This is a genomic window from Actinopolyspora mortivallis, from assembly GCF_003001495.1.
GTDB classification, from domain to species: Bacteria; Actinomycetota; Actinomycetes; order Mycobacteriales; family Pseudonocardiaceae; genus Actinopolyspora; species Actinopolyspora mortivallis_A.
In genome coordinates this window covers 1-24,144 of record NZ_PVSR01000022.1, presented here as the reverse complement: position 1 = coordinate 24,144, position 24,144 = coordinate 1, and the positions used below count along the sequence as shown (strand labels likewise).

Here is a 24,144-nt window from a genome sequence, read left to right as displayed (position 1 = left end):
CGGGACGGATCGGGGACTTCCCCGAGTCGTGTCCCCCCTGCCGCTGGCAGAGTGGGTGCCATGCGGCTGTTGTTCAACATCGTCTGGCTCGTGCTCAGCGGACTCTGGATGGCGATCGGCTACGCCCTCGCCGGGATCCTGCTGTGCGTGACGATCATCGGGATCCCCTTCGGCATCGCCTCGTTCCGCATGGCCAACTTCGCGCTGTGGCCGTTCGGCAGGCAGCTCGTCGAGGAACACGACGCGGGGGTGTTCTCGGCGATCGGCAACGTGCTGTGGGTGATCCTCGCCGGCTGGTGGCTGGCTCTGGGCCACATCCTCAGCGGGATCGCCCTGTGCGTGACGATCATCGGCATCCCGCTGGGGATCGCCAGTTTCAAGCTCGTTCCCGTGTCGCTGTTCCCGCTCGGCAAACGCATCGTGGACACCGACGACGCCCACGCCCTGATCCCGCTGCGCTGACCCCGCCCCGCCTCCGGGCCGTGCCGAAGGAGCCGAGGAATACCGCAGCCGGGGAACTTCAGTCGAACGGGTGCTCCACCCGACCGACCAGGTCCGCCACCGAGTCGATCACGCGCGTGGGCCGGTACGGGAACAACTCGGCCGTGTGCCTGCCGGAGATCCCCGACAGCACCAGGATCGTCTGCAAACCGGACTCCAGTCCGGAACGCACGTCGGTGTCCATGCGGTCGCCGATCATCAGGGTGTTCTCCGAGTGGGCCCGCAGCTCGCGCAGGGCCGAGCGCATCATCAGCGGATTCGGCTTGCCCACGTAGTAGGGCTCGCGTCCGGTGACCCGCTCGATCAGCGCGGCGACCGCGCCCGTGGCGGGCAGCGTGCCCTCCCGGCTGGGGCCCTTCTCGTCCGGGTTGGTGGCGATGAAACGCGCCCCGCCCTCCACGAGCCGGATGGCCTTGGTGATCGCCTCGAAGCTGTAGGTGCGGGTCTCGCCGAGCACCACGTAGTCCGGGTCGCGGTCGGTGAGCACGTAGCCGATGTTGTGCAACGCCGTGGTCAGCCCGGACTCGCCCACCACATAGGCGGAGCCTCCCGGTCGCTGCTTGTCCAGGAACTGCGCCGTGGCCAGCGCGGAGGTCCAGATCGCCGACTCCGGCACGTCCAGTCCGCTGCGCATCAGCCGCGCCCGCAGGTCCCGTCTGGTGTACACGGAGTTGTTCGTGAACACCATGAACGGCAGACCGTGTTCCCGAAGCTCGTTCAGGAAGGCGTCCGCGCCGGGGACCATGTGCTCCTCGTGCACGAGCACACCGTCCATGTCCATCAGATAGGTCCAGGGAGATACCTCGTCAGTCACGCCCTCGATCATCCAACGGACAGCGGATGGACAGCCACCTCGGTGGCCTTGACGGCGAAGAACACCCGGTCACCGGGCTCCAGCCCGAGCTCGGCCACGGCGGCCGGAGTCACCTCCGCCGTCAGGGGAACACCCCCTCCCTCCGCGTCGGTCTCGGCGCGCAGGCGGACGGTGTCCCCGCGCGGTTCGAGGCCGACCAGTCGCACCCGCACCACGTTGCGGGGGCTGCCCTCCGGGGCGGCGCGGTGCACCGCGACCGCCGAGGGGGCGAAGACGGCCGCCGCCGGGTCGCCCGGTTCGACGGGTTCGGCCGTGCCGCCACGGATGGTGACACCGTCCACCTCGACCCCCTCGGCCACGGCGGTGCCCCGGACCAGGTTCAGCCCGGCGATGCGCGCGGTGAACGAGGTGCGGGGGCGGGACAGCACCCGCCCGGTCTCGCCCCGCTCCACCACACCGCCCTCGTCGAGCACCAGCACCCGGTCGGCCAGCACCACCGCGTCCAGCACGTCGTGGGTCACCAGCACGCAGGGAGTGCGCTGGGCACCCAGCACGCGGTGCAGCAGCCCGCGCATCGCGGGCGCCGTGTCCACGTCCAGCGCGGACAGCGGCTCGTCCAGCAGCAGCACCTCGGGGTCGGCGGCCAGTGCCCGCGCCAACGCGACCCGCTGGGCCTGTCCCCCGGACAGTCGGGCCGGAGCCCGCCCGGCGAGGTCGGCGACGTCGAGCCGGTCGAGCCACTCCCGCGCGATCGCGCGGGCCCGCCGGGCGCGGTGGCCGCCCGCCCGGGGGCCGAAGGCGACGTTCTCCAGCACCGACAGGTGCGGGAACAGCGTGGGTCGTTGGGCCAGCAACCCCACGCGTCGGCGGTGGGTGGGCACGTCCACCCCGCGCCGCGTGTCCAGCCACACCCGACCGTCCAGTGCCACCCTGCCGTGTTCGGGCAGCACCGAGCCGGTCAGCGTGCCCAGCAGCGTCGACTTGCCCGCGCCGTTCGGCCCGAGCACCGCCAGCACCTCCCCCGGACGCACCGCACAGGTCACGTCCAGCTCGAAACCGGGGCGGCGCAGCCGCACCTCGGCGGACAGTCCCTCGCCGGTGGAGGGTTCCGCCCCTGCCCGGGCCACCTCGCTCACCTCAGCCCACCGCCCTCGGTCGCGCGACGACGATGACCAGCAGGGCCATCGCCACCAGCAGCAGGGACATCGCCACCGCCGCGTCCACGTCGGCCTGCGCCTCGGTGTAGACGGCCAGCGGCAGCGTCCTGGTGGTGCCGCGCAGGCTGCCGGCGAAGGTGATGGTCGCGCCGAACTCGCCGAGCGCGCGGGCGAAGGTCAGCACCAGCCCGGACACGAGGGCGGGCAGCACCATCGGGAGGGTGACGCGTCGGAAGGTCAACCACGGCCCCGCCCCCAGGGTGGCCGCCATGCGCTCGTGCTCGGTCCCGGCGGCACGCAGGGCCCCCTCCAGACTCACCACCAGGAACGGCATGGCGACGAAGGTCTGGGCCAGCACCACGGCGGTGGTGGTGTAGGGCAGGGTCAGGCCGAACCGCTGCTCCAGCACCGCCCCCACGGGTCCGGTGCGTCCGAGCAGGTACAGCAGCGCCAGCCCGCCCACCACCGGAGGAAGCACCAGCGGGAGCAGCACCGCCCCCCGCAGCAGCCGCGTCCCCGGGACACGGGAGCGGGCCAGCACCACCGCCAGCGGGCCGCCGAGGAGCGCGGACACCCCCGTGGCCAGCGCCGCCGTGCGCAGCGACAGCCACAGCGCGCTCAGTGCGGTCGGGCTGGTCAGCAGCGCGGGCAGCCGCGCCGGGTCGACGCGGGCGAACAACCCGAGCACCGGAAGCAGGATCAGGGCCAGGGCGCATCCGGCGGGCAGCCACAGCGGCAGGGGGGTTCCGACGGGTCGCTCCGCACCTGTCCGGCCTCGCGGGCGCGGCACGTTCCTCATGCGGCACCGTCCGCTCACGGGGTTCCGAACCCGTACTCACGCAGGATCCGACGCCCCCGGTCACCGCGTACGAACTCGACGAAGGCCTCGGCCGTGTCCGGGTGTTCGGCCGCCTCCAGCGTGGCGATGGGGTACTCGTTGGTCACCCGTTCGGAGGCGGGAAAGTCCACTGTGCGCACCTTCTTCCCGGCGGCCTCGGCGTCGGTGACGTAGACCAGCCCGGCGTCGGCCTCCCCGGCCTCGACCTTGTGCAGCACGTCCTTGACGTCGTTCTCCTCGCTCACCGGGGTCAGCCGGACCCCGCTCACCGTCTCCACCCGCTCGGTGGCGGCACCGCACGGCACCTGCGGGGCGCACACGACCACGGACACGTCCTCGGCGGCCAGGTCGGACAACGCGCGCACCCCGGCGGGGTTGTCCGGCGGCACCACCACGGACAGCCGGTTGGTCGCGAACGTCCGCGGCCGCTCCGCGACGGCGCCCGCGCGGACCACTTTGTTCATCATGGCCCGGTCGGCCGAGGCGAACACGTCTCCCCCGGCGCCCTGCCGGACGCGTTCGGCCAGCAGCGCCGATCCCTGGAAGTTGAACCGCACCTCCACGTCGGGATGCGCCCGCTCGAACCGCTCGCCCATCTCGCGGAAGGACTCGGTCAGCGAGGCGGCGGCCAGCACCGTCAGCGTGGTTCCCTCGGTACGCGCCCCGGCCCCGCAGCCGGAGGCCACCAGGACCGCGGTCAGCAGCACCGCCAGCGGGAAGCTCCTCGCGCGTGCTCGGGTCATGGTCCATCCCCGGGTGTCTCCACCACCACCGCGGTGGACTTGACCACGGCGACCGCCAGCACTCCCGGGCGCAGCCCGAGCTCCTCGACGGCCTCGGTGCTGAGCAGTGAGACCACCCGGTGGGGGCCGCACTGCAACTCGACCTGGGACATCACCGTGTCGGAGACGACCTCGGTGACCAACCCGACGAACCGGTTGCGGGCCGAGCGTTCGACCCCGGAGGGATCGTGGACGGACCGGGCCCTGTCGCGGGCGAACTCGGCGAGCACCGAGCCCTCGACGACCAGCCGCCCGGAGGGGCCCTGTTCGGCGGGCAGCCGCGCGTCGTCCACCCACCGGCGGACGGTGTCGTCGCTGACGCCCAACAGGCCGGCGACTTCGGAGATCCGATACTGCGGCACGAGTGGGAGAATAAAACCGCGAACGCCGACCGATCCAGGGGTGACCGAACCGCACGAGCGGTTCCGCCCGCTTTTCGTGTCTTCCTCCGAACCCCCACCCGAGCGGCCGGATCACGTGGGAGAACACGCACGAAAACCCTCGCGTGCGATCGAATTACCCCCGCCGGAACCGTTAGGGTCGAGGCGTGACTTCCGTGGACCTGGGCATCCCGGTGACCCGCCGGACGGTCGACACCTCGACGCGCCCGGACACGCCGTACCTGGTCGACCGTTTCGGGCGCGTGGCGACCGACCTGCGGGTGTCCCTGATCGACAAGTGCAACCTGCGCTGCACCTACTGCATGCCCGCCGAGGGACTGCCGTGGATGAAGCGCTCCGAGATGCTGGACACCGAGGAGATGGTCCGGCTGATCACCCTGGCGGTGCGCGAGCTGGGGGTCACGAACGTGCGCTTCACCGGCGGGGAACCGCTGCTGCGGCAGGACCTGGTGGACATCATCGCCGCGACCGCCTCCCTGCCCGAGGCCCCCCGGACCTCGTTGACCACCAACGGGATCAACCTCGGCAGGTTCGCCGAACGGCTCGCGGAGAGTGGGCTGGACCGGGTGAACATCTCCCTGGACACCCTGGACCGGGACACCTTCCACCGGCTGACCCGCCGGGACCGTTTCGAGGACGTGCTGGAGGGGCTGCGCGCGGCCAAGGAGCACGGCCTGGAACCGGTGAAGGTGAACGCGGTGCTGCTGCGCGGGATCAACGACCACGAGGCCTGCGACCTGCTGCGTTACTGCCTCGAACAGGGGTACCAGCTGCGTTTCATCGAGCAGATGCCGCTGGACCCCCAGCACGCCTGGGACCGCGCTGAGATGGTCACCGCCGACGAGGTCCTGGAGATGCTCGGCGCGGAGTTCTCCCTGACCCCGCACACGGCCGAGCGGGGCTCGGCCCCGGCCGAGCGGTGGCTGGTGGACGGTGGCCCGGAGACGGTCGGGGTGATCGGTTCGGTCACCCGGCCCTTCTGCGCCACCTGCGACCGCACCAGGCTCACCGCGGACGGTCAGCTGCGCTCGTGCCTGTTCTCCCAGACGGAGACGAACCTGCGCGAACCCCTGCGCGAGGGCGTGACCGACGCCGAGCTCGCCCGGCTGTGGCGGGAGACCATGTGGGCCAAGGCCGCCGGGCACGGCATGGACCGGGAGGACTTCGTGCAGCCCGCGCGCCCGATGAGTTCGATCGGCGGGTAGTCGACGGTGGAACCGGAACGGAACGTCCCCACGAGCCGCCCCGAGCACGCGGGGGGCGCCGCCACCGACTCCCCGGAGCGAGCCCCGAGCGGAGGTGTCCGGGTGCTGGTGCGGTACTTCGCCGGTGCCCGGGCGGCCGCGGGTACCGCCGAGGAGAACGTCGAGGTAACTCCCGCCGAGGCCGACTCCGGGGTCACGGTCTCCGACGTGCTGCGACAGGTGCTGGCCGCCCACGACGCACGGCTCGGCCGGGTGGTGGCCGCGTGCAGTTTCCTCGTGGACGGTGTGGCGGTGCGCGACGAGAGCACCCCCGTCAGCGACGGGTCCGAAGTGGACGTGCTGCCGCCCTTCGCGGGAGGCTGATCCCCGTCCGGATGTCGGGATAGCTACGCCCGTCCGGGGGAAGTGGGCGCGTCCGGCACTGCGTCCGGGCGTGTCGTCGGTTATGATCATCGTCGTGGTTCGACCGCGAACCGCTCTCCGTCCGACCGGCTGAGGTCCTCCGGGACGTTCGTCGGTCGTGTTCCCACCGAGTTGACCGTCGGAGTCCGCGCCCCCGTGTGTGGTCGCGGCGGCGGACGGCGACACGGCTCGGCCCACGGTTCCGGGGAGTGGGAGAACGCGTGTCCGTTCCGGCGGGGAGGTCTCCCACGCGCCGTGGGACTCGCCGCACGGGCGCGTTCAGTGCGAGCATTGTTCGCGATCAGCGACACGATTCCGTGTCGCGGCGTGTTTGCCTCACTCTTCTGGGTGATTAGAGCGGAACAACTCGCGATCCGGACCCGCCCGGAGGCCGCACATTCTCCGGACGGGTGACGGATCACCCGATGAACCGTTTTCGAACGCGCTCAGCGATCGGCAACCTCCGTTGAGTAACGACTCCACGAAAACGAGCCTTCCCTTGCGTGCCAAGCGAAAAATGGTGAATCTGACGTAACACGGCCACGTCGGCGGATGTGGTCGCCCAACAACGGAGTGACCCACGCCTCACCGCGAGTGATCGATATCGACTCGGAAACAAGTTGATAACAGCGCTGTGCGCTGCATAAACACCCCTGATCGATCCCCCCGGGCCACACGTTACTGTGACGAGCATCACATTCCATTAAGTTTCCGTTCGCTTGCTTGATTACGTACTGTTCCCACCGGTCGGCCCCGAACCGACCAACCCGAAGAAAAACCGGGAAGTCCGCAGCGCCGATCCCTGCCCGGCGGACTTCCTGCCCCCGAACGAAACGAAACCGGGCAGGGACGGGGAAACCGTGAAAGCGCCCCGAAGCTTTCGCGGACCACGGGTTCCCAGGAACCCACCGGAACACGCACCCGCGTTTCCGGAAGGAATCCCGCAAGCGCGGCAGGAGAGAGGGACATGGCTCGTTACAAGGGCAAACATCGCAAGGCTTCCAGCTTCACGCGTAACGCCGCCCGCGTGGCCATCGCGGGCGCCGTGGTCGCCTCGCCGTTCGCGGTGGCCGCACCGGCCAGCGCGGCCGACTGGGACGAACTGGCCCAGTGCGAGTCCAGCGGGGACTGGCACATCAACACCGGCAACGGTTTCTACGGCGGGCTGCAGTTCACCCCCTCCACCTGGGAGGCCTTCGGCGGTCACCAGTACGCCTCCAACGCGCACCAGGCCAGCCGTGCCGAGCAGATCGCGGTGGCCAAGAAGGTGCTCGCCGCGCAGGGCCCCGGTGCCTGGCCCGCCTGCACCGCCAAGACCAACTGGGTCAACGGCAGCACCGGCAACGTGGGCGAGGTCTCCGGCGGCTCCTCGAACGAGAGCGAGCAGCCGGCCCCCAGCCAGCCCAGCCAGCCCGAGCAGCAGAGCGGCTCCACCGAGCAGTCGACCGAGGCCACGCAGCAGAGCAGCGTGCGCAGCAACGGTGCCGACTACACCGTCCAGTCCGGGGACACGCTGAGCGAGATCGGCCAGCGCTTCGGTGTGAGCTACCAGGACATCTTCGAGCGCAACACCGACGTGCTCGACGACCCGAACCTCATCTTCCCGGGTCAGCAGCTCGACATCCGCTGATCGGGCACGGATGACCGGGCGCGCGACCGCGCCCCTGCGGAGACCGGGGTCCCGCCGCCTTCCCCCAGCGGCGGGGCCCCGTTTTTCCGTTGCCGGCCGGGACCGCCGGGCGGGAAGGCGGCTCCGGCAGCCCGTACGGGCCCTTTCACCGGGTCAGGGGCAGTTGACCCACTCCTCCTGCCCGTCGTCGAAGACCTGACGCTTCCAGACCGGAAGCCTGCGCTTGACCTCGTCCACCAGCTCCGCACAGGTGTCGAAGGCCTGCTTGCGGTGCTCGGCCGCCACGGCACAGCCCAGGGCCACGTCGCCGATCCGCAGCACCCCGGTGCGGTGCTGCACCGCCAGGGCACGCACACCGTCCGAACGGGACGCCACGTCGGCGGCCACCTCCCGGATCACCTCGTCCGCTGACGGGTGAGCGGTGTACTCCAGCTCCCGCACGCCACGACCGCCGTCGTGGTCCCGCACGGCCCCGCCGAAGCCGACCACCGCACCCGCCGCCCGGTGCGCCACCTCGCGTTCCAGCAGCGCCACGTCGACGTCCCGGTCGGTCATCGCGGCCCGCACCACCTCGGCCGAGCCCTCGCCGACGGTCTCGGAATCAGCCGTTCCACGAGCGTGGTCCGCACCGGCGAGCTGGTCGAGGGCGTGCTCCAGCACCCCGTCCAACACGCCCAGGCCGTCCCGCACCCCACCCCGGGAGCCGGGCAGGTTGACCACCAGCGTGCGGCCGGCGACCCCGGCGACGCCCCGCGAGAGCACGGCGGTGGGCACGGCGGGCAACCCTGCGGTGCGCACCGCGTCGGCGAGGCCGGGGACGGGAAAGTCGAGCAGCCGCTCGGTGACCTCCGGGGTGCGGTCGGTCGGGGAGATCCCCGTTCCTCCCGTGGTCAGCACCAGCTGCACCCCCTGTTCCAACGCGGAACGCAGCGCCGCCGCCACGGGCTCCCCGTCGGGCACCACCTCGGGCTCGGGCACGGTGAAGCCGCGTTCGCGCAGCCAGGAGACGATGAGGGGGCCGGTGCGGTCCTCGTAGACCCCTTCGGCGGCGCGGTTCGAAGCGGCTATCACACGGGCGTGTCGTTCGGTCATGGCAACCTCCGTACCGGTCCGCACGACGACCGGTGTGTCCTCACGCACCACATCATCCCCGGGCCTCGTCCCGGGTCCACACCCCGGTCTTGCCGCCCTCCTTACGTTCCACCCGCACCCCGTCGAGCACCGCCGCCGGGTCCACCGCCTTGATCATGTCGTGCAGCGCCAGTCCCGCACCGCTGACCGCCGTCAACGCCTCCATCTCCACGCCGGTGCGGTCGGTGGTGCGCACGGTCGCCGTGATCCGCACCTCGGTCTCGCCGGTCTCGAACTCCACCTCCACCCCGGCGAGGGCGATCGGATGGCACAGCGGCACCAGGTCCGGAGTGCGCTTGGCCGCCATGATCCCCGCGACGCGCGCGGTGGCCAGCGCGTCGCCCTTCGGCAGATCCCGGTCCCGCAGCCGCGCCATCACCTCGGCGGTGGTGCGCAGCGTTCCCGTGGCCACCGCCAACCGTGTGCCGCGTTCCTTGCCTGCCACGTCCACCATGCGCGCCGCACCGGACTCGTCCAGGTGGGTGAGGTCGTGTTCCGAAGCCATACGTCGAGCCTAGAGAGTGCGCGCGCCGCTTCCACGGGGCGGGAAACCGACGAACGGGGTGCCGCCCGAACGGATCGGACGGCACCCCGCACCGGCACGGTCATCCCCGCGAGGGGATCAGAACTCGACGTCCTCCTCCATGTCGGCGAAACCCGGGGCCCCACCGGTCACGGCGGCCGCCCGCTGGGCTCCCCCGCCGCTCGACCCCTCGCTCGCGACGGCCACCCGGCGGACCGCCTCGGCCACGGCGGGCGCCACGGTCGTGTCGAACACGCTGGGGACGATGAACGAGGCGTTGACCCGGTCGTTGCTGTCCACGACGTCGGCGATCGCGTTGGCCGCGGCCAGCATCATCTCGTCGGTGATCTCGTGGGCGTGCGCGTCCAGCAGACCCCGGAAGAAGCCGGGGAAGGCGAGCACGTTGTTGATCTGGTTCGGGTAGTCGCTGCGTCCGGTGGCGACCACGGTGGCGTGCTTCTGGGCCTCCAACGGATCCACCTCGGGGTCGGGATTGGCCAGCGCGAACACGATGGCGTCGGAGTTCATCGTGGCCACGTCCTCGGCGCTGAGCAGGTTCGGGGCGGAGACCCCGATGAACACGTCGGCCTCCCGCACCGCGTCCCGCAGCGTTCCCCTGCGCCCCTCGGCGTTGGTCCGGGCGGCGATGGAACGCAGGTGTTCGTCGGTGTCCCCCCGGTCGGCGTGCACGATCCCGTCCACGTCGACGGCGATGATGTCGGCGGGGTTCTTCTGTCGCAGCAGCCGGATGATCGCCGAACCGGCCGCACCGACGCCGCAGACCACCACCCGGCAGTCGGACAGGTCCTTGTCGACCACCCGCAGGGCGTTGCGCAGCGCCCCGAGCACCACGATCGCGGTCCCGTGCTGGTCGTCGTGGAACACCGGGATGTTCAACCTCTCCCGCAGGCGCGCCTCGATCTCGAAGCAGCGCGGGGCCGCGATGTCCTCCAGGTTGATCCCGCCGTAGACGGGGGCGATGAGTTCGGCGGCACGGATGATCTCCTCGGTGTCCTGGGTGTCCAGGCACACCGGCCACGCGTTGACCCCGGCGAACTTCTTGAACAGCGCCGCCTTGCCCTCCATCACGGGCAGGGCGGCCTCCGGCCCGATGTTGCCGAGCCCCAGCACGGCCGAGCCGTCCGTGAGGACCGCGACCGAACTGCGCTTGACGGTCAGCCTGCGGGCGTCCTCCGGGTTCTTGGCGATCGCCGTGCACACCCGGGCCACCCCGGGGGTGTAGGCGCGGGAGAGGTCGTCCCGGTTGGCCAGGGCGACCTTGGAGTTGACCTCGATCTTGCCGCCGAGGTGCACCAGGAAGGTCCGATCGGAGACCTTCCGGACCCGCATTCCCGGCAGCGCTTCGAGCACCTCGGTGATGTCGTCGGCGTGGTCGGCCGACAGCGAGTTGCAGGTGATGTCGACCACGATGCGGTCGGAGTGCGACTCGACCACGTCGAAGGCCGTGATCACCGCACCGGTACGCCCGACCGCCGTGGTCAGATCACCGGCCGCGCTCGCCGAGGGCGGTGCCTCGACGCGGACGGTGATCGAGTATCCCGGACCTGGAACCGGCATGTAGCACCTCTGTCAGTGATGAGCTCTCGCGAAACCCTGTGGCGGGTCCGAGACTAGAACTCACCACCCCGACAACACCGGTGCCCCACCGCTTCGTGGAAGGTGATTTCCGGCACTCGGTATTCCGAGATCGGCGACCGGGCTCACCTGTTGATCTCGGTGTGCGGGTGCTCGTAGGGGAGCACCCCCTCGGCCAGCGGGAAGGACACCTCTCCGAAGGGGGACATGGCCCCCTGCCTGTCGGACAGGAACTCCGTCACGGGGTGCTCCCCCTCGTGCGGCCATTCCGGGTCGATGCGCTCGCCCTTGGCCTTGTTCCCCTCGGCCACGCCAACCTCCTCAACGGATCGGTCCTCCTCGGGCCGTGCCCGAACGCCCGGCGCCACACGCGGGTCCCGGGCCTGCCCGTCGTCGACCAGTTTGCCTGACTCCGACGATCGCCCGGCCGGGTACCCCCGCCCCGCGTCGTCTCCGCGTGGGGGAACGCACAGGGCGGAGCACCGCCGTACCCCGCGAGTATGTTGGAAGGGATGCCCCCGAAACCCGCATCGCAGGAACAGGAGACCGCGCGGGACGACGTCGAGTCCCTGGCCGCCCGGCTGCGCGCCGCCAGTGACGAGCACCTCACCGAACTGCTGCGGCTGCGCCCCGACCTGGCCACCCCGCCGCCGACGGACACCACGGTGCTGGCCAACCGCGCGACGGTGCGCGCCTCCGTGGCCCGTGCCTGTGAGGACCTCGACTCGTTCATGCTGACCGTGCTGGAAGCCCTCGTGGTGCTCGGTGCCGACGAGCACGAGGTGACGGTGCGACGGCTCACCGGGTTCCTCGGCACCGGGGTCACCGTGGAGCAGACCACCGGCAGGCTGGAGGTGCTGCGCGCCCGTGCCCTGGTGTGGGGGGAGCGGGACGAGCTGCGCGTGCCCGCCACGACGCGGGAGGTCCTGCGGGCCCACCCGGGCGGTCTGGGCACCTTCGCACCGGAACTGTCCGAGGAACACGTCCACCGGCTGCTCGACGGGCTGGACGACGAGGAACGGCGGGTGGTCGAGCGGCTCGCGTGGAGCTCACCGGTGGGCAACACCCGCGAGGCCCGCCGCGACGTGCCCCGGGGGGACGGCCCCACCCCGGTCCAGCGCCTGCTGGACAAGGGGGTGCTGCTGCGCCGGGACGAGAACACCGTGGAACTTCCCGGACAGTTCGGGCTGGCCGTGCGGGGCCCGGAGCAGCCCATGGGCCGGGTGGAGACCGCCGAACCGATACCGGAGCTCGTCGAACACGGGACGGGCAGGATCGACGAGGCCGCCGCCGGGGAACTGCTCGAACTCACCAGGCACGTGGAGCTGCTGCTGCGCGACTGGGAGCGGGAACCCCCGGACGTGCTGCGCTCCGGTGGGATCGGAGTCCGCGAGGTCCGCCGCACCGCCAGGAACCTGGACGTCGACGAGGGCCGGGCCGGACTGCTGGCCGAACTGGTGGTGGCGGCCGGGCTCGTGGACACCAGCGCCGACGAGGAGGGGCCCCAGTGGGTGCCCACCGTGCGGACCGACTCGTGGTTGGCCGCCGCTCCCGAACAGCGCTGGGCCGTGCTGGCCGGATCCTGGCTGGACTCCCCCCGGCTGCCCGGGCTGATCGGCTCGCGCGACGAGCGGGGGCGCCTGCTGGGTCCCCTCTCCGAGGGGCTGCGCCGCCCCACCGCCCCCCGGGAACGTCGCCGGGTGCTGGAGCTGCTCGACGAACTCCCCTCCGGCCACGGGGTGCGGCACCACTCCGAGGTCGCGGCCGTGCTGGCCTGGCGCGCGCCGCGCCGGGGCGGCCCGCTGCGGGACGAGATGGTGCACTGGGTGCTGTCCGAGGCCACCGCGCTCGGCGTCGTCGCCGCCGGGGGGCTCTCCTCGGGAGGACGGACCCTGTTGGCCGGGGACGAGGACACGGCGGCCCGGGTGATGGGCGGGGTGATCCCCGAACCCGTGGACCACGTGCTCGTGCAGGCCGACCTGACGGTGGTCGCCCCGGGCAGGCTCACCCCCGAGCTGGCCGCGGAGATGGAGCTGGTCGCCGACGTGGAGTCCTCCGGCAGCGCGACCGTCTACCGGGTGAGCGAGTCCAGCGTGCGCAGGGCTCTGGACTCCGGACGTGACAGCGAACAGCTGCACGAGCTGTTCCGGACCCGTTCCCGCACCCCGGTGCCGCAGGCTCTCAGCTATCTGGTGGACGACACCGCCCGCAGACACGGCCGGCTGCGCGCGGGCACCGCCTCCTCCTTCCTGCGGTGCGAGGACCCGGTGGTGCTCACCGAAGTGCTCGGCAGGTCCGAACTGGCCGGGCTGGCGCTGCGCCGGATCGCTCCCACCGTGCTGGTCAGTCCGCTTCCGCTGGAGGAACTGGTCGATCAGCTGCGCTCCTGCGGCTACGCGCCGGTGGCGGAGAACGCCGAGGGCGGGGTGCTGGACCTGCGTCCCCGACCGCAACGGATCCGGGGACGGGGACGCCACGGTGGACAGCGGGGGGAACCGACCGCGCCCTCCCGGCCGGACGAGGGGCAGCTGGCCGAGCGGGTACGCACGCTCCGCGCCGGGGACCAGGCCGCGGCCGTGGACGGCAACACCCTAGCCCCCGAACGGGGCAGGCCCAGCGCGGAGGCCACGCTGAAGCTGCTGCGCACGGCCGCCGAACGCGGCGACAGCGTGTGGCTGGGTTTCGTGGACGTCCAGGGCGGGGCCACGCAGCGGATCGTGCGGCCGGTGAGCGTCGGCAACGGCGTGCTGCAGGGGTTCGACACCGGACGCGACGAACTGGGCAGCTTTCCGCTGCACCGCATCACCTCCGTGGCGGTGGTGCGGCACTGAGCGGCTCCCGGGGCACGGGCGGACACGTTCGGCCGGTGCTCGCGCCTCAGCTCTGGGTGGCCATGCGTTGCCGCATGGCGTGCTGCACCAGGGTGATGAGCGTGTTCTTCGTGGACTCCTTGTCCCTGGCGTCGCATCCGAGCACCGGCACGGAGTCGTCGATGGTCAGCGCCTCCCGCACGTCCTCCAGCCGGTGGTGCAGCACCCCGTCGAAGGTGTTCACCGCGACCACGTAGGGCAGCCCGCGGTCGTCGAAGAAGTCGATGGAGGCGAAGGCGTCCGCGAGCCTGCGGGTGTCCACCAGAACCACCGCGCCGATGGCCCCGCGCACCAGGTCGTCCCACATGAACCAGAAGCGGTGCTGGCCGGGGGTACCGAACAGGTAGAGGATCAGCTCGGAGTCCAGGGAGACCCGGCCGAAGTCCATGGCGACCGTGGTGGTCTCCTTGCCGGGGGTGGCGCTGAGGTCGTCGACCCCGACGCTGGCCTCGGTCATGACCGCTTCGGTGGTCAACGGAAGGATCTCGGACACCGAACCGACCAGTGTCGTCTTACCGACCCCGAAACCACCGGCGACCACGATCTTGGTCGAGGTCTTGCCTCCGTCGGAGCCGGTCGTCGCGCGGGGATCAGAGCCTGCGAAGCCCACTGAGCACCCTTTCCAAGAACTCCATGGACGGCCGGTCGCCCACGACCATTCCGCTGTCGTGGATCTCGACCAGGCCGAGACTGGCCATGTCACCGATCAGCACCCGCACCACGCCCAGCGGCAGACGCAGATGGGCGGAGATCTCGGCGATCGAGCGCGCTTCGGTGCACAGGCCACAGATCGACCGGTGTTCGGGCGTGGCCTGGGCACTCTGCGTGCGTCCGCGCTCGCTGGTGGACACCAGCGTCTCGACGGCGAGGTCGTAGTCGCTGCGGGTACGGCCCCGTGTCCGGGCGTACGGGCGCATCAACGAGCCCTCGTCCTCCCCGTCTCCCCCCAGGGGCGAGGTGCCCTGCCCCGGGAGGGAGGGCATGGAGGAGGACAGGGACGGCATCGACTGCGAGACGGAGGACATCGGCTGCGAGATGGAGGGCATCGACATCGGGCCGTTGTCCCCCCTGTCGCGGCCCTCCGGTTCGGAACCCGCACCGGAAGCGTCCCGTTCGGACCCGTACTCGGAGCCGAACAGGTCGGCTCCCGGACCGCCGAACAGCCCGCGCTGGTGCTCCTCGGTGGCGGCGGGGTCCCCGGGGGGAACACCGCGTTCACCGGAGCGGCCGTCGAGGAAGTCCTCCTGCCACTCGTGGGCTCCGGCGCGTTGACCGTACAGCCGGAACAGGTCGCCGTCCCAGTTCGGGTTGGCCCCCTCGCTCATCGTGAGCTCCCAACGTCAGCCGAGGCTGATCTCATCGACCCATACCCTGCAACTGAGCCCGCAGCTCGGGGGTGAGCTGGCGCCCCACCCGCTCGACCAGCAGGGTCATCTCGTAGGCGACCAAGCCGATGTCGGCGTTCGGGGCCGCCAACACGGCAAGGCAAGAACCGTCACTGATCGACATCAGGAACAGGTAGCCCTGCTCCATCTCGACGACCGTCTGGGTGACGTCGCCGGCCTCGAAGCACCGCGCGGCCCCCTGGGTGAGGCTGACCAGCCCGGAGGCGACGGCCGAAAGCTGCTCCGCACGATCACGCGGCAGGCCCTGCGAGCCTGCGAGCAGCAGACCGTCCGCGGATACCACGACCGAGTGTGCTACGCCGGGCACCCGACGTACGAAGTCGGTAATCAGCCAACTGAAGCTGTTGCTGCTCATGGGTTGCTGGACGGACCCGGTCACTCCTGCTCCTCGGGACGGCTCGGAATCGAGCGGGACTGTTCTGTCGAATCGGATTCGACCTTGGCGTGCCTACCACGCCGAACACCTTGCTGAAAGTTGGACATTCTGCCACGGACAGCGGAAGCCGACCTGGGCACCGTCGGCCTGTTCGGCGGCGGAGTGTGCTGCTGGTTGGCCGATCCCGGAACCAGGTTGGACTTCGGCTTGCGTTTGGGCAGACCCGCAGCGGTGTGCTCCTGCTCCTGTTCGGTTCGTTGTGCGAGGGCCTCGGCAGCCTGCCAGCCCTCATCGCCGGCACCCCAACCGGGGTCGTTCCCGGCCTGACGCGCGTCGGCCTCCCGGTTGCGCTGCTCCCGGTTGGCCGCCCTGCGGCCGGAGAACGCCTGGAACGCGTTGCCGGGCACTCCCTCCGGAGCGGCCCCCGGGGTCGTCGCCCCGGTGGGAGCGGCGCCACCCCGCCCGGGAACGGCGTCGGTGTCGGTGCCACCGCCGTACGGGGCGGAGCCGTTGCCGGCCGGTGTGCCGACGAGGTCGTGACCGTTCGGCTGGGCCGCGCCGACCCCGTCCGCCCGGCGGGTCCGGTCCTCACCGGCGGCCCCGTCCGCACCCGCTCCGCGTCCGGCGAAGACGTCGTTGCTCGGCCAGCCGACGGCGTCGTCGACGAGTTCGGAGTCGGGCGGAAGGTCCGTGGTGCCCTCGAAGGCGGAACTCTCCGGCGGGGGATCCTGGGGATCCTCCTCCCGGAACCACTGCGAGAGCACCGCCTCGTAGATGGGCAGCCGTTCCGTCGGCGTGTCGTCCGCCTCCGGGCCACCCCCCGGCGGGGGACCGCTTCCCAGCGGGGGACGTTCCTCGGTGGGGGCGGCCGCGGTGACCGGCTCCTCGGGACGTGCCTGGAGGCCGGACCCCGGGAACTCCGGTTCCGGGGCCGGCCACGCCAGGTGTTCGGTCTTGTCCGCCTCGAAGGGGCTGTGGAACAGGTCGCCCGGGCCGTCCAGGCCGGGCGGCGGCCCGCACTGCCCCAGGTTCTCACCGGTCTCGGCCGGGGCCTCGTGCCGGGAGGGCTCCTCCGGGCCGGGCCAGTCCACGGTGGACCAGCCCGTGTCCGGTCCGCTCCGCTCGGCGGCGCTCGGCGCGGCCGGTGCCGCCGGGGCGGGGTCCTCGTCCCAGCCGGGGATCTCACCGGGTATCTCGGTGGCCCCGTAGGCCTGTCCGGAGGACACCTGGACCGAGTAGTTCGGGGGTTGCGCGCCGGGTGCCTCCGGCTGCTCGGACGAGGCAGCGGGCTCGTGCTCGACTGCTCCCGCCTCGGTGTGCGGCTCCTCGGCGACCGGGGAGGGACCGCTCTCCAGCACACCGCCGAAGCCCTCGCCGTCGCCGGGCAGCTGGTTCCGTTCCCCGCCGGAGGAGCCGAAGGCGGCAGCCAGGCCGGAGTGAGCTCCGGTGTCGCCCACGGGGTCGCGGTGCTGCTCCCCGAGCGGGACGTCGGGCATCGGCATCGGCCCGTTCGGGGTGATCTGCACGATCAGCTCTCCGGGGATCCGCACCGTGGCGGTGGCCCCGCCCTCGAGGTCGTCGTTGTTCTGCAGCTCCACCGTGACGTGGTGCCTGCGGGCGAGCTGGCCGACCACGTACAGCCCCATGCGGCGGGAGACGGCCACGTCGATGTCCGGCGGGCGGACCAGCCGGTCGTTGATCTCGTCGAGCTGTTCGACGTCCACGCCCACACCGCGGTCCCGGATCTCCAGCACCAGCTCCTGCCTGCGGTAGGCGCTGCGCACGGTGACCTCGGTGTCCGGGTTGGAGTAGACGGTCGCGTTCTCCAGCAGCTCGGCGATCAGGTGCACGATGTCGTTGACCACGCGCCCCTGCATGGCCAGGTCGGGGGTCTCCCCGATCACCACGCGCGCGTACTGCTCCACCTCGGAGACCGCCGCGCCGATGACCTCGGCAAGCGGCACCGGGCGCACGGTCCGGCGGGTGAGGTCGGTGCCGCCGAGGATGAGCAGGTTCTCGTTGTTGCGGCGCATCCGGGTGGCCAGGTGGTCCAGCTCGAACAGCTGGCTGAGCTGGTCCGGGTCCTGTTCGTCCTGCTCCAGCCGGTCGATCAGCGACAGCTGGCGCTGCACCAGCGTCTGACTGCGCCGGGCCAGGTTGACGAACAGGTCGTTGACGTTGTTGCGCAGCAACGCCTGTTCGGAGGCCAGCCGCAGCGCCTGGGCGTGCACCGCGTCGAAGGAACGGGCCACCCGGCCGATCTCCTCGCTGGTGTGCACCGGGATCGGGTCGATGCGGTTGCGGGAGGACAGGTCCGGGTTCTCCTCCTCCAGGATCGAGTCCACGGCCTCGGGCAGCCGGTGGTCGGCCACCTCCAGCGCGGAGCGGCGCAGCGTGCGCAGCGGCGCGAGCAGGGAACGGGCCACGAACAGCGCGATCGCGAAGGCCACGATCAGCACCGACAGCACGACCACCACGGCGATGTAGGTCTGGGTGCGCGCGGCGCCGGCCAGGTTGTCGACCTTGTCCTGCAACTGCTGCCGCAGCTGGGTGCTCACCTGGTAGGTGAGGTTCACCAGCTCGGTGGAGGAACGCATCCACTCCTGCGGGTCGATGCCCTCCAGGTCCTGCCCGTTGGCGGCGCGGACCAGGGCGGTCTCCTCCAGCGTGTGCGCCCGGTCCACGGCCAGGCCGGAGACGGTGTCCTCGTAGGTCTGGATCTGGCTGTTGTCGGCCCACTTGCGGAAGTCGTCCATCGCCGCGCGCAGCCCCGCCTCGGCGGTGAGCAGCGCGCGCTGCTCGTTGAGTCCGAAGTTCCCGCGTTCCAGGGCGGCGAGCAGCCGGGCGCGCTTGACGGACTCCTGCTCCTTGGCGTGGGCCACCGCGTTGGTGGCCAGGTACAGCTGGACGACCCCGGGGTTGTTGAGCCGGGTCACACCCTGCTCGCCGAGGTCGAGCATGTTGTCGATGGAGGAGCTGTAGGCGCGCAGCGCGGCCGTGGCCGGGTAGGCCGTCTCGTCGGAGACGGTGCGCAGCGCCCGCACCCGGTCGAGCCTGCCCAGGGCCTCCCGGTAGGGGGTGACCACGGTCTCCCGGTTGCGCTGCTCGGCCTGTTCGACGGCATCGCGGAAGTCGGTGATCGCCTCGTCGACGGCGCGTCGCTGTTCGACGAGCTGGTCGTGGTCACCGACCCTGCCCGCCGCGATGTGGGCCACGGTGAGGTCGCGTTCGCGTTGGAGTTCCTGGACCACCTTGGCGGCGCTGGCGTCGAGGGTGACCTGCTGTCGGATCTTCAGCAGCTGTTGGGCGCGCTGATAGTCGGCGGCGACCCGGAATGCTCCGAAGATGAGCGCGGCCAGGGCGGGGACGAGCAGCACCACGAGCATCTTGGTGCGCAGGCGCCAGTTGCGCATGCGCAGTCCCCCGGAGGGACGGTCCTCGACGTGGTCGTCGGCCGGACCGCCTCCGCTGCTCGCGGAGGGTGTCTGCCCCAGCACACCCTGATCGCTCGCGGTGGCGGTTTCGGCACCCGTCACGGGGTGCGAATCCGCGCCTCCCCTTTCGGTCGACCGATCGGGGCCTTTGTTTCCTCCGGCCACTCGTGGCTTCCTCATTCCGACAGTTACGGACACGTGCCGTCGCATCACTCGGATCGGCGACACCAAAACACGGGGATGTGCAGTTCAGGACCGGGGACACCCTCGCGGCACCCCGAACCCACACCCCGGTACCCGGGTCCGCGCGACTCCCGCGGGCAGCCTCAGCCTACTGACGGACACCACGATCGGAAAAGTGGGGCGCTATACGTAGCGTTATTCACACTATTGCCATTTCTCCCCCTTTCGAGGGCACTTGCAGGGCCATACAGGCACAGTGAGCAACACCACAGATCACTGTGAAATGAAACACGTTCACATTCGAGGGGTACAGGACAGCGGGACACACCCGTGGAGATCGCTCGTGCATTAGCGCTACGTGAGCGAACGCAGCACGAAAATCCACCCATTCGGGTGAGTGCGGAGTCGCTGTTGACTCTTCGTACCGGAACCGTGAAAGTAATGACCTGCCCCGATCACGTTCCACTCATCCGAAAGAGCGTTGCTGACCATGGTTCGATCCGAAGTACGAGCCGGCAGACGAGCCCGCTCGCTGTTCCGGACCACGCTGGCCCTGGCCACCGGCGTCGGTCTCCTCCTTGTCTCCGGCTGCGGCCTGCTCAGCGGGTCGGAGGGCGAGTCGAACTCCGACTCGGAAACCACCACGATCAACCTCGGCACCATGCCCGCCGTGGACGTGGCCCCCCTGCACCTGGCCATGAAGGAAGGCTACTTCGAGCAGGAGGGGCTGGAGGTCAACCTCACCCAGATCGCCGGCGGTGCCCGCGGCATCCCCAAGATCGCCAGCGGTGAGCTGGACATCACCTTCGGGAACTGGGTCTCGTTCATCCGCGCCCAGCACAAGGGCACGGTGGACCTCAAGATCGTCTCCGACGCCTACCAGGCCAAGGAGGGCACCTTCCTGCTGATGCACATGCCCGACGGGCCCGTGCAGGAGATCACCGACCTCAAGGGCAAGAGGATCGCGGTCAACACCCGCGCCAACCTCAACGAACTCACCGCACTGACCACCCTCAAGACCCACGGGGTCAACGCCGAGGACGTCGAGTTCGTGACGATGGACTTCCCCGACATGCCCGCCGCCCTGAAGAACGGCGACGTCGCCGCCGCCTCGGTGATCGAACCCTTCATCTCCCGGGCCAACCAGCTCGGGGCCAAGACCCTGCTGGACCAGACCGCCGGGCCCACGGCCAACATGCCGATCGCCGGGTACGCCTCCACCAGCGAGTGGGTCGACAACCACCCCGAGGCCGCGGCCAAGTTCCAGCGCGTGATGGCCAAGGCCCAGGCCGAGGCCAACGGGGACCGCAGCACGATCGAGCAGCTGCTGCCCGAGTACACCAAGATCGACCCGAAGACGGCCGCGCTGGTCACCATCGGCTCCTACCCGTCCACGCTGGAGTCCAGCAGGCTCAAGAGCGTGGTGAGCCTGATGCAGAACAACGGAGAGCTCCCGCAGGAGAAGTTCGACATCGAGTCGATGCTCTTCCACGCTCCCGACGACGACAACGGCTGACCCCACACCCTTCCGGCCCGGCCGCCCCGTGCCCGCCGGGCTCCGGAAGGACGACGTGAGATCAGGAAACCGTGCGGCCGGGCCGCCCAGTGCGGCCCGGCCCGTTTCGCGGCCCCGCGCGGACGAACCCGCCGGGGGGAACCGCCCCTTCGACCGATTCGGGACACGATGCGCAACACCGCCCGCGCCCTGACCGGGATCCTCGCCTTCCTCGCCCTCTGCGAGGCAGTGGGACGCTCCGGACTGGCCCCCCAGTACTACCTGCCTCCCCCCTCGCTGGTGCTGACCGAACTGGCCCGGCTGCTCGGCCAGGGCGACTTCCTGCTCGACGTGCTCGCCACCGTGCTGTCCTGGGTGATCTCGCTGGGGATCTGCGCCCTGGTCGCGATACCGGCCGGGCTGCTGCTCGGCAGCGTCCCCCTGCTGCGCACCGCCGTGACGGCACTCATCGAGTTCCTCCGGCCGGTGCCCTCGGTGGCCCTCATCCCCCTGGTGGTGGTGATCTCGGCGGGCAGCCCCGCCGGCAAGATCTTCCTGGCCTGCTACGCCGCCGTGTGGCCGCTGCTGTTCAACACGATCTACGCGGTGGGACAGGTGGACGAGCAGCTACTCGAATCGGCCAGGGCCTTCCGCGTCTCCCGCGCGCAGCGCCTGCTGCGGATCAAGATCCCCCACGTGGTCCCGTTCGTGTTCACCGGCCTGCGACTGGCGGCGAGCACCGCCCTGATCGTGCTCGTCAGCGTGGAGATGCTGAACCCGAGCACCGGCGGCATCGGCAGCTTCATCTACGTGGCCAGCAGCGGAGCCGGACGCATGGACCAGGTCCTGGCCGGAACGCTGGTGGCCGGAGTGTTCGGGTACCTGATCAACGCGGGCATGGCGGGAGCCCAACGCAGGTGGATCACCTGGGCCCCGGCGGGAGGAACGGCATGAGCGAGGTCATCACCCCTTCGAGGACACGACGGTGGCGCGACGGGCTGACCGCCTCCGCCTCCCAGCTGGGCGTGCTCGCCGCGTGCGTGCTGCTGTGGCAGCTGGCCACCCTGGGCGCCCGGAGCCCCTTCTTCCCCACCCCGGTGCGGATCGTCACCGAGATGTGGCAGCTGTGGTTCAGCGGCGACGTCGGAACCCTCTTCCTGACCGAGGCCGCCTTCGAGGACGTCCTGCCGAGCGTCGGCAGGCTGCTGCTGGGGTGGCTGCTCGCCGCCCTGGTGGGGATCGTGCTGGGGATGCTGCTGGGGCGTTCCGGCAACGCGCTGGCCTATGTGGGCCCGCTGCTGTCCTTCGCCCGCTCCATCCCACCACCGGCGCTGCTTCCGGTGTTCATGGTGCTGTTCAGCATCGGCTTCACCCTCCAGCTGGTCACGATCACCTTCGGCTGCCTCTGGCCCGTGCTGCTCAACAGCGCCGACGGCGCCCGCTCCGTGGACCCGGTGAAGGCCGAGACGGCCCGGGCCTTCGGAATCTCCCGCGCGCACTGGTTCGTCTCGGTGGTGCTGCCCGCGGCGCTGCCCAAGATCTTCGCGGGACTGCGCATCAGCCTCTCGCTCGCGCTGATCATGATGGTGATCTCCGAACTCGTCGGAGCCAGCAACGGTCTGGGCCACGCCATGATGCTCGCGCGCGACCAGTTCGACTACGAACGGCTGTGGGGAGGGATCGTGCTGCTCGGGATCCTCGGCTACCTGCTGAACACGGCCCTGTCCGCCGTGGAACGAGGAGTGCTGCGGGCGGTGCCGCGATGACCGGAACACAGCCAACACCCGAGCCCACCCCCGACGGGAGCGAAACCATGCCGAGCATGCTGGAAGTCTCCGAGCTGACGCACACCTACCCGGGACAGCAGGCGCACACCGCCATCGGCGGGGTCTCCTTCGAGGTCACGGCCGGACAGTTGACCTGTATCGTCGGCCCCTCCGGGTGCGGGAAGTCCACCCTGCTGCGTTGCATCGCCTCCCTGGTCACCCCCACCGCCGGGCAGGTGCGCCTGCGCGGACAACCGGTTCGGGGGGTGCCCGAGGACCTGGCCGTGGTGTTCCAGGACTACGGGCGCTCGCTGTTTCCGTGGATGAGCGTGCGCGGCAACGTGGAGTTCCCACTGCGCTCCAGGAAGGTCCCGCGGGCGCAACGTCGCAGGCGGGCGCTGGACACCCTGGAGCGGGTGGGGCTGTCCGGGGCCGAGGACAAGTACCCGTGGCAGCTCTCCGGGGGGATGCAGCAGCGGGTGGCCATCGCGCGGGCGCTGGCCTGCGAACCCGCGCTGCTGCTCATGGACGAGCCGTTCGCCTCCGTGGACGCCCAGACCCGGTTCGAGCTGGAGGATCTGCTGCTGCGGGTGCGGGCCGAGCAGGACACCACGATCCTGCTGGTCACCCACGACATCGACGAGAGCGTCTACCTCGGCGACCGGGTGCTGGTGCTGTCCAAGTCCCCGGCCACGGTGCTGGCCGACGTGGAGGTGGAGCTGGGCCAGCAGCGCGACCAGATCAGCACTCGTGAGTCCGAGCTGTTCGTCCGGCTGCGCGGCGAGATCGCCCGCACCCTGCGCAACGCCCCGCAGAACCGGGGCGAGGGCGACCACGAGGGGAGCCGGGAGGACGAGGAGCCCGGCCCGGACTCCTCCGGCGAGGACCGCGCGGACGAACCGGCCCTCGCAGGTTCGGACTCGGCCGGGTCCGAACGCGGCCCGACCGAGTGACAGGAAGGCCGGGTCCGCCGTGGACCGGGCGCTATATCGCCGAGACCGGGGTCAGGCACAGGGTCCTGCCCGGCACGGGGTAGTCCATGTACCACTCCGTCTCCACGGGACACTGTCCGTCCGTAGTGGGCAGGACCTCGGCCACCCGCAGGTCGGCCTCGACGGCCGAACAGTCCACTTTGGTGCGGAGCTCGTCGGGGCTGCCCTCGCGCATGCAGTCGTCCGTGCGCACGTCCGGCATCAGGCAGTAGCCCTCGCCGTCGACGGCGATGCGGCTGTAGGAGTCGGAGGGGCACTCCAGCGAGTCCACGGGGTTGCTCCGGACCACCTCGTAGTCCGACTCGCGCGAGCCGCACCGCGCGGAACGCTGCACGAGGGAGTCCAGACTGGGTTCGACGATCTCCAGGCAGTCCGGCTCCCGCTGCCGGGGACCCTCCGTTCCCAACGCCACGAACGGGTTCTCGCCCTCCGACGGGGACGCGTCGGAGGAACCGATCCGCGCTCCGAAGGCGAGCACGACCGCCACCACTGTGATCAGCACGACCGGGACCAGCACCCCGAACAGCAGCAGCGGGAACGTTCTTCCGCCGGAGGTCCCGCCGGGCTGGGCAGCTCCCTGGGGGAAGGGGGGTCCGCCGTAGTGGACCGCGTTCCCCGGGCCAGGGGGTGGCGGCCCGTAGG

23 protein-coding genes are annotated in these 24,144 nt (G+C 70.9%); 9 read left to right on the top strand and 14 right to left on the bottom strand.

The window, feature by feature from the left end:
• Positions 1 to 60 precede the first annotated feature (60 nt).
• Complete coding sequence (locus CEP50_RS12765) at positions 61 to 462, top strand: YccF domain-containing protein (RefSeq protein ID WP_181188369.1); 402 nt, start codon at positions 61 to 63, stop codon at positions 460 to 462.
• Between the two features lie 58 nt (positions 463 to 520).
• On the opposite strand, the gene CEP50_RS12760 is transcribed toward CEP50_RS12765, so the two are convergent.
• The 5 genes from CEP50_RS12760 to CEP50_RS12740 are packed head-to-tail and all read right to left on the bottom strand — an operon-like array spanning position 521 to position 4,454.
• Positions 521 to 1,282 (bottom strand): HAD-IIA family hydrolase, encoded by a 762-nt coding sequence (locus CEP50_RS12760; RefSeq protein WP_181188374.1) that lies wholly within the window; start codon positions 1,280 to 1,282, stop codon positions 521 to 523.
• A 41-nt stretch (positions 1,283 to 1,323) separates the two neighbouring features.
• Positions 1,324 to 2,451 (bottom strand): sulfate/molybdate ABC transporter ATP-binding protein, encoded by a 1,128-nt coding sequence (locus tag CEP50_RS12755; protein ID WP_181188368.1) that lies wholly within the window; start codon positions 2,449 to 2,451, stop codon positions 1,324 to 1,326.
• 1 nt (position 2,452) lies between these two features.
• On the bottom strand, positions 2,453 to 3,271 hold the full coding sequence (locus CEP50_RS12750) for an ABC transporter permease (RefSeq protein ID WP_181188367.1): 819 nt from the start codon (positions 3,269 to 3,271) through the stop codon (positions 2,453 to 2,455).
• 14 nt (positions 3,272 to 3,285) lie between these two features.
• Positions 3,286 to 4,053 carry a molybdate ABC transporter substrate-binding protein gene (gene modA / locus CEP50_RS12745; protein ID WP_106114171.1) on the bottom strand — a complete coding sequence of 256 codons (768 nt, stop codon included), beginning with the start codon at positions 4,051 to 4,053 and terminating at the stop codon, positions 3,286 to 3,288.
• On the bottom strand, positions 4,050 to 4,454 hold the full coding sequence (locus CEP50_RS12740; RefSeq protein ID WP_106114170.1) for a TOBE domain-containing protein: 405 nt from the start codon (positions 4,452 to 4,454) through the stop codon (positions 4,050 to 4,052). The genes modA and CEP50_RS12740 overlap by 4 nt, the downstream gene beginning before the upstream one ends.
• A gap of 185 nt (positions 4,455 to 4,639) precedes the next feature.
• On the opposite strand from CEP50_RS12740, the gene moaA reads away from it, so the two are divergent.
• From moaA to CEP50_RS20785, 3 genes are all read left to right on the top strand, one after another.
• Positions 4,640 to 5,698, top strand: a complete 1,059-nt coding sequence (moaA, locus tag CEP50_RS12735; protein ID WP_181188366.1) for a GTP 3',8-cyclase MoaA — start codon at positions 4,640 to 4,642, stop codon at positions 5,696 to 5,698.
• 6 nt (positions 5,699 to 5,704) lie between these two features.
• A complete protein-coding gene (locus tag CEP50_RS12730) occupies positions 5,705 to 6,061 on the top strand; it encodes a MoaD/ThiS family protein (RefSeq protein ID WP_106114168.1) in 357 nt (118 codons plus the stop codon).
• 1,006 nt (positions 6,062 to 7,067) lie between these two features.
• On the top strand, positions 7,068 to 7,730 hold the full coding sequence (locus tag CEP50_RS20785) for a LysM peptidoglycan-binding domain-containing protein (protein ID WP_106114167.1): 663 nt from the start codon (positions 7,068 to 7,070) through the stop codon (positions 7,728 to 7,730).
• Between the two features lie 153 nt (positions 7,731 to 7,883).
• On the opposite strand, the gene CEP50_RS20780 is transcribed toward CEP50_RS20785, so the two are convergent.
• From CEP50_RS20780 to CEP50_RS12705, 4 genes are all read right to left on the bottom strand, one after another.
• On the bottom strand, positions 7,884 to 8,822 hold the full coding sequence (locus tag CEP50_RS20780; RefSeq protein ID WP_106114207.1) for a molybdenum cofactor biosynthesis protein MoaE: 939 nt from the start codon (positions 8,820 to 8,822) through the stop codon (positions 7,884 to 7,886).
• A gap of 52 nt (positions 8,823 to 8,874) precedes the next feature.
• Positions 8,875 to 9,366 carry a cyclic pyranopterin monophosphate synthase MoaC gene (gene moaC / locus CEP50_RS12715; RefSeq protein WP_106114166.1) on the bottom strand — a complete coding sequence of 164 codons (492 nt, stop codon included), beginning with the start codon at positions 9,364 to 9,366 and terminating at the stop codon, positions 8,875 to 8,877.
• Between the two features lie 117 nt (positions 9,367 to 9,483).
• Positions 9,484 to 10,962 (bottom strand): NAD-dependent malic enzyme, encoded by a 1,479-nt coding sequence (locus CEP50_RS12710; RefSeq protein WP_106114165.1) that lies wholly within the window; start codon positions 10,960 to 10,962, stop codon positions 9,484 to 9,486.
• 143 nt (positions 10,963 to 11,105) lie between these two features.
• Complete coding sequence (locus CEP50_RS12705; protein ID WP_019855670.1) at positions 11,106 to 11,291, bottom strand: hypothetical protein; 186 nt, start codon at positions 11,289 to 11,291, stop codon at positions 11,106 to 11,108.
• A 201-nt stretch (positions 11,292 to 11,492) separates the two neighbouring features.
• Between CEP50_RS12705 and CEP50_RS12700 the strand changes: the two genes are divergently transcribed.
• The gene (locus tag CEP50_RS12700) at positions 11,493 to 13,811 is read left to right on the top strand and encodes a helicase-associated domain-containing protein (RefSeq protein ID WP_106114206.1); all 2,319 of its coding nucleotides are present in this window, start codon (positions 11,493 to 11,495) and stop codon (positions 13,809 to 13,811) included.
• A gap of 46 nt (positions 13,812 to 13,857) precedes the next feature.
• On the opposite strand, the gene CEP50_RS12695 is transcribed toward CEP50_RS12700, so the two are convergent.
• The 4 genes from CEP50_RS12695 to CEP50_RS12680 are packed head-to-tail and all read right to left on the bottom strand — an operon-like array spanning position 13,858 to position 19,168.
• Positions 13,858 to 14,460, bottom strand: coding sequence for a GTP-binding protein (locus CEP50_RS12695; RefSeq protein WP_106114164.1), 603 nt, complete (start codon positions 14,458 to 14,460; stop codon positions 13,858 to 13,860).
• Positions 14,441 to 15,175 carry a DUF742 domain-containing protein gene (locus tag CEP50_RS12690; RefSeq protein ID WP_106114163.1) on the bottom strand — a complete coding sequence of 245 codons (735 nt, stop codon included), beginning with the start codon at positions 15,173 to 15,175 and terminating at the stop codon, positions 14,441 to 14,443. Before CEP50_RS12690 ends, CEP50_RS12695 begins: the two co-directional genes overlap by 20 nt.
• A gap of 31 nt (positions 15,176 to 15,206) precedes the next feature.
• A complete protein-coding gene (locus CEP50_RS12685; RefSeq protein WP_017973097.1) occupies positions 15,207 to 15,635 on the bottom strand; it encodes a roadblock/LC7 domain-containing protein in 429 nt (142 codons plus the stop codon).
• Positions 15,632 to 19,168 carry a sensor histidine kinase gene (locus CEP50_RS12680; protein ID WP_181188365.1) on the bottom strand — a complete coding sequence of 1,179 codons (3,537 nt, stop codon included), beginning with the start codon at positions 19,166 to 19,168 and terminating at the stop codon, positions 15,632 to 15,634. The genes CEP50_RS12685 and CEP50_RS12680 overlap by 4 nt, the downstream gene beginning before the upstream one ends.
• A 571-nt stretch (positions 19,169 to 19,739) precedes the next feature.
• Between CEP50_RS12680 and CEP50_RS12675 the strand changes: the two genes are divergently transcribed.
• The 4 genes from CEP50_RS12675 to CEP50_RS12660 all read left to right on the top strand — a co-directional run bounded on the left by CEP50_RS12675 (position 19,740) and on the right by CEP50_RS12660 (position 23,463).
• Entirely contained in the window at positions 19,740 to 20,765 is a 1,026-nt protein-coding gene (locus tag CEP50_RS12675; RefSeq protein WP_258175196.1) for an ABC transporter substrate-binding protein, read from the top strand.
• Positions 20,766 to 20,933: 168 nt separating this feature from the next.
• Complete coding sequence (locus CEP50_RS12670; protein ID WP_106114160.1) at positions 20,934 to 21,698, top strand: ABC transporter permease; 765 nt, start codon at positions 20,934 to 20,936, stop codon at positions 21,696 to 21,698.
• Positions 21,695 to 22,510, top strand: coding sequence for an ABC transporter permease (locus CEP50_RS12665; RefSeq protein WP_181188364.1), 816 nt, complete (start codon positions 21,695 to 21,697; stop codon positions 22,508 to 22,510). Before CEP50_RS12670 ends, CEP50_RS12665 begins: the two co-directional genes overlap by 4 nt.
• A gap of 47 nt (positions 22,511 to 22,557) precedes the next feature.
• On the top strand, positions 22,558 to 23,463 hold the full coding sequence (locus CEP50_RS12660) for an ABC transporter ATP-binding protein (protein WP_106114159.1): 906 nt from the start codon (positions 22,558 to 22,560) through the stop codon (positions 23,461 to 23,463).
• Positions 23,464 to 23,494: 31 nt separating this feature from the next.
• Here CEP50_RS12660 and CEP50_RS20140 read toward each other — a convergent pair.
• The coding region (locus tag CEP50_RS20140; protein ID WP_181188363.1) for an LppU/SCO3897 family protein at positions 23,495 to 24,144 on the bottom strand (650 nt) is incomplete at its 5' end.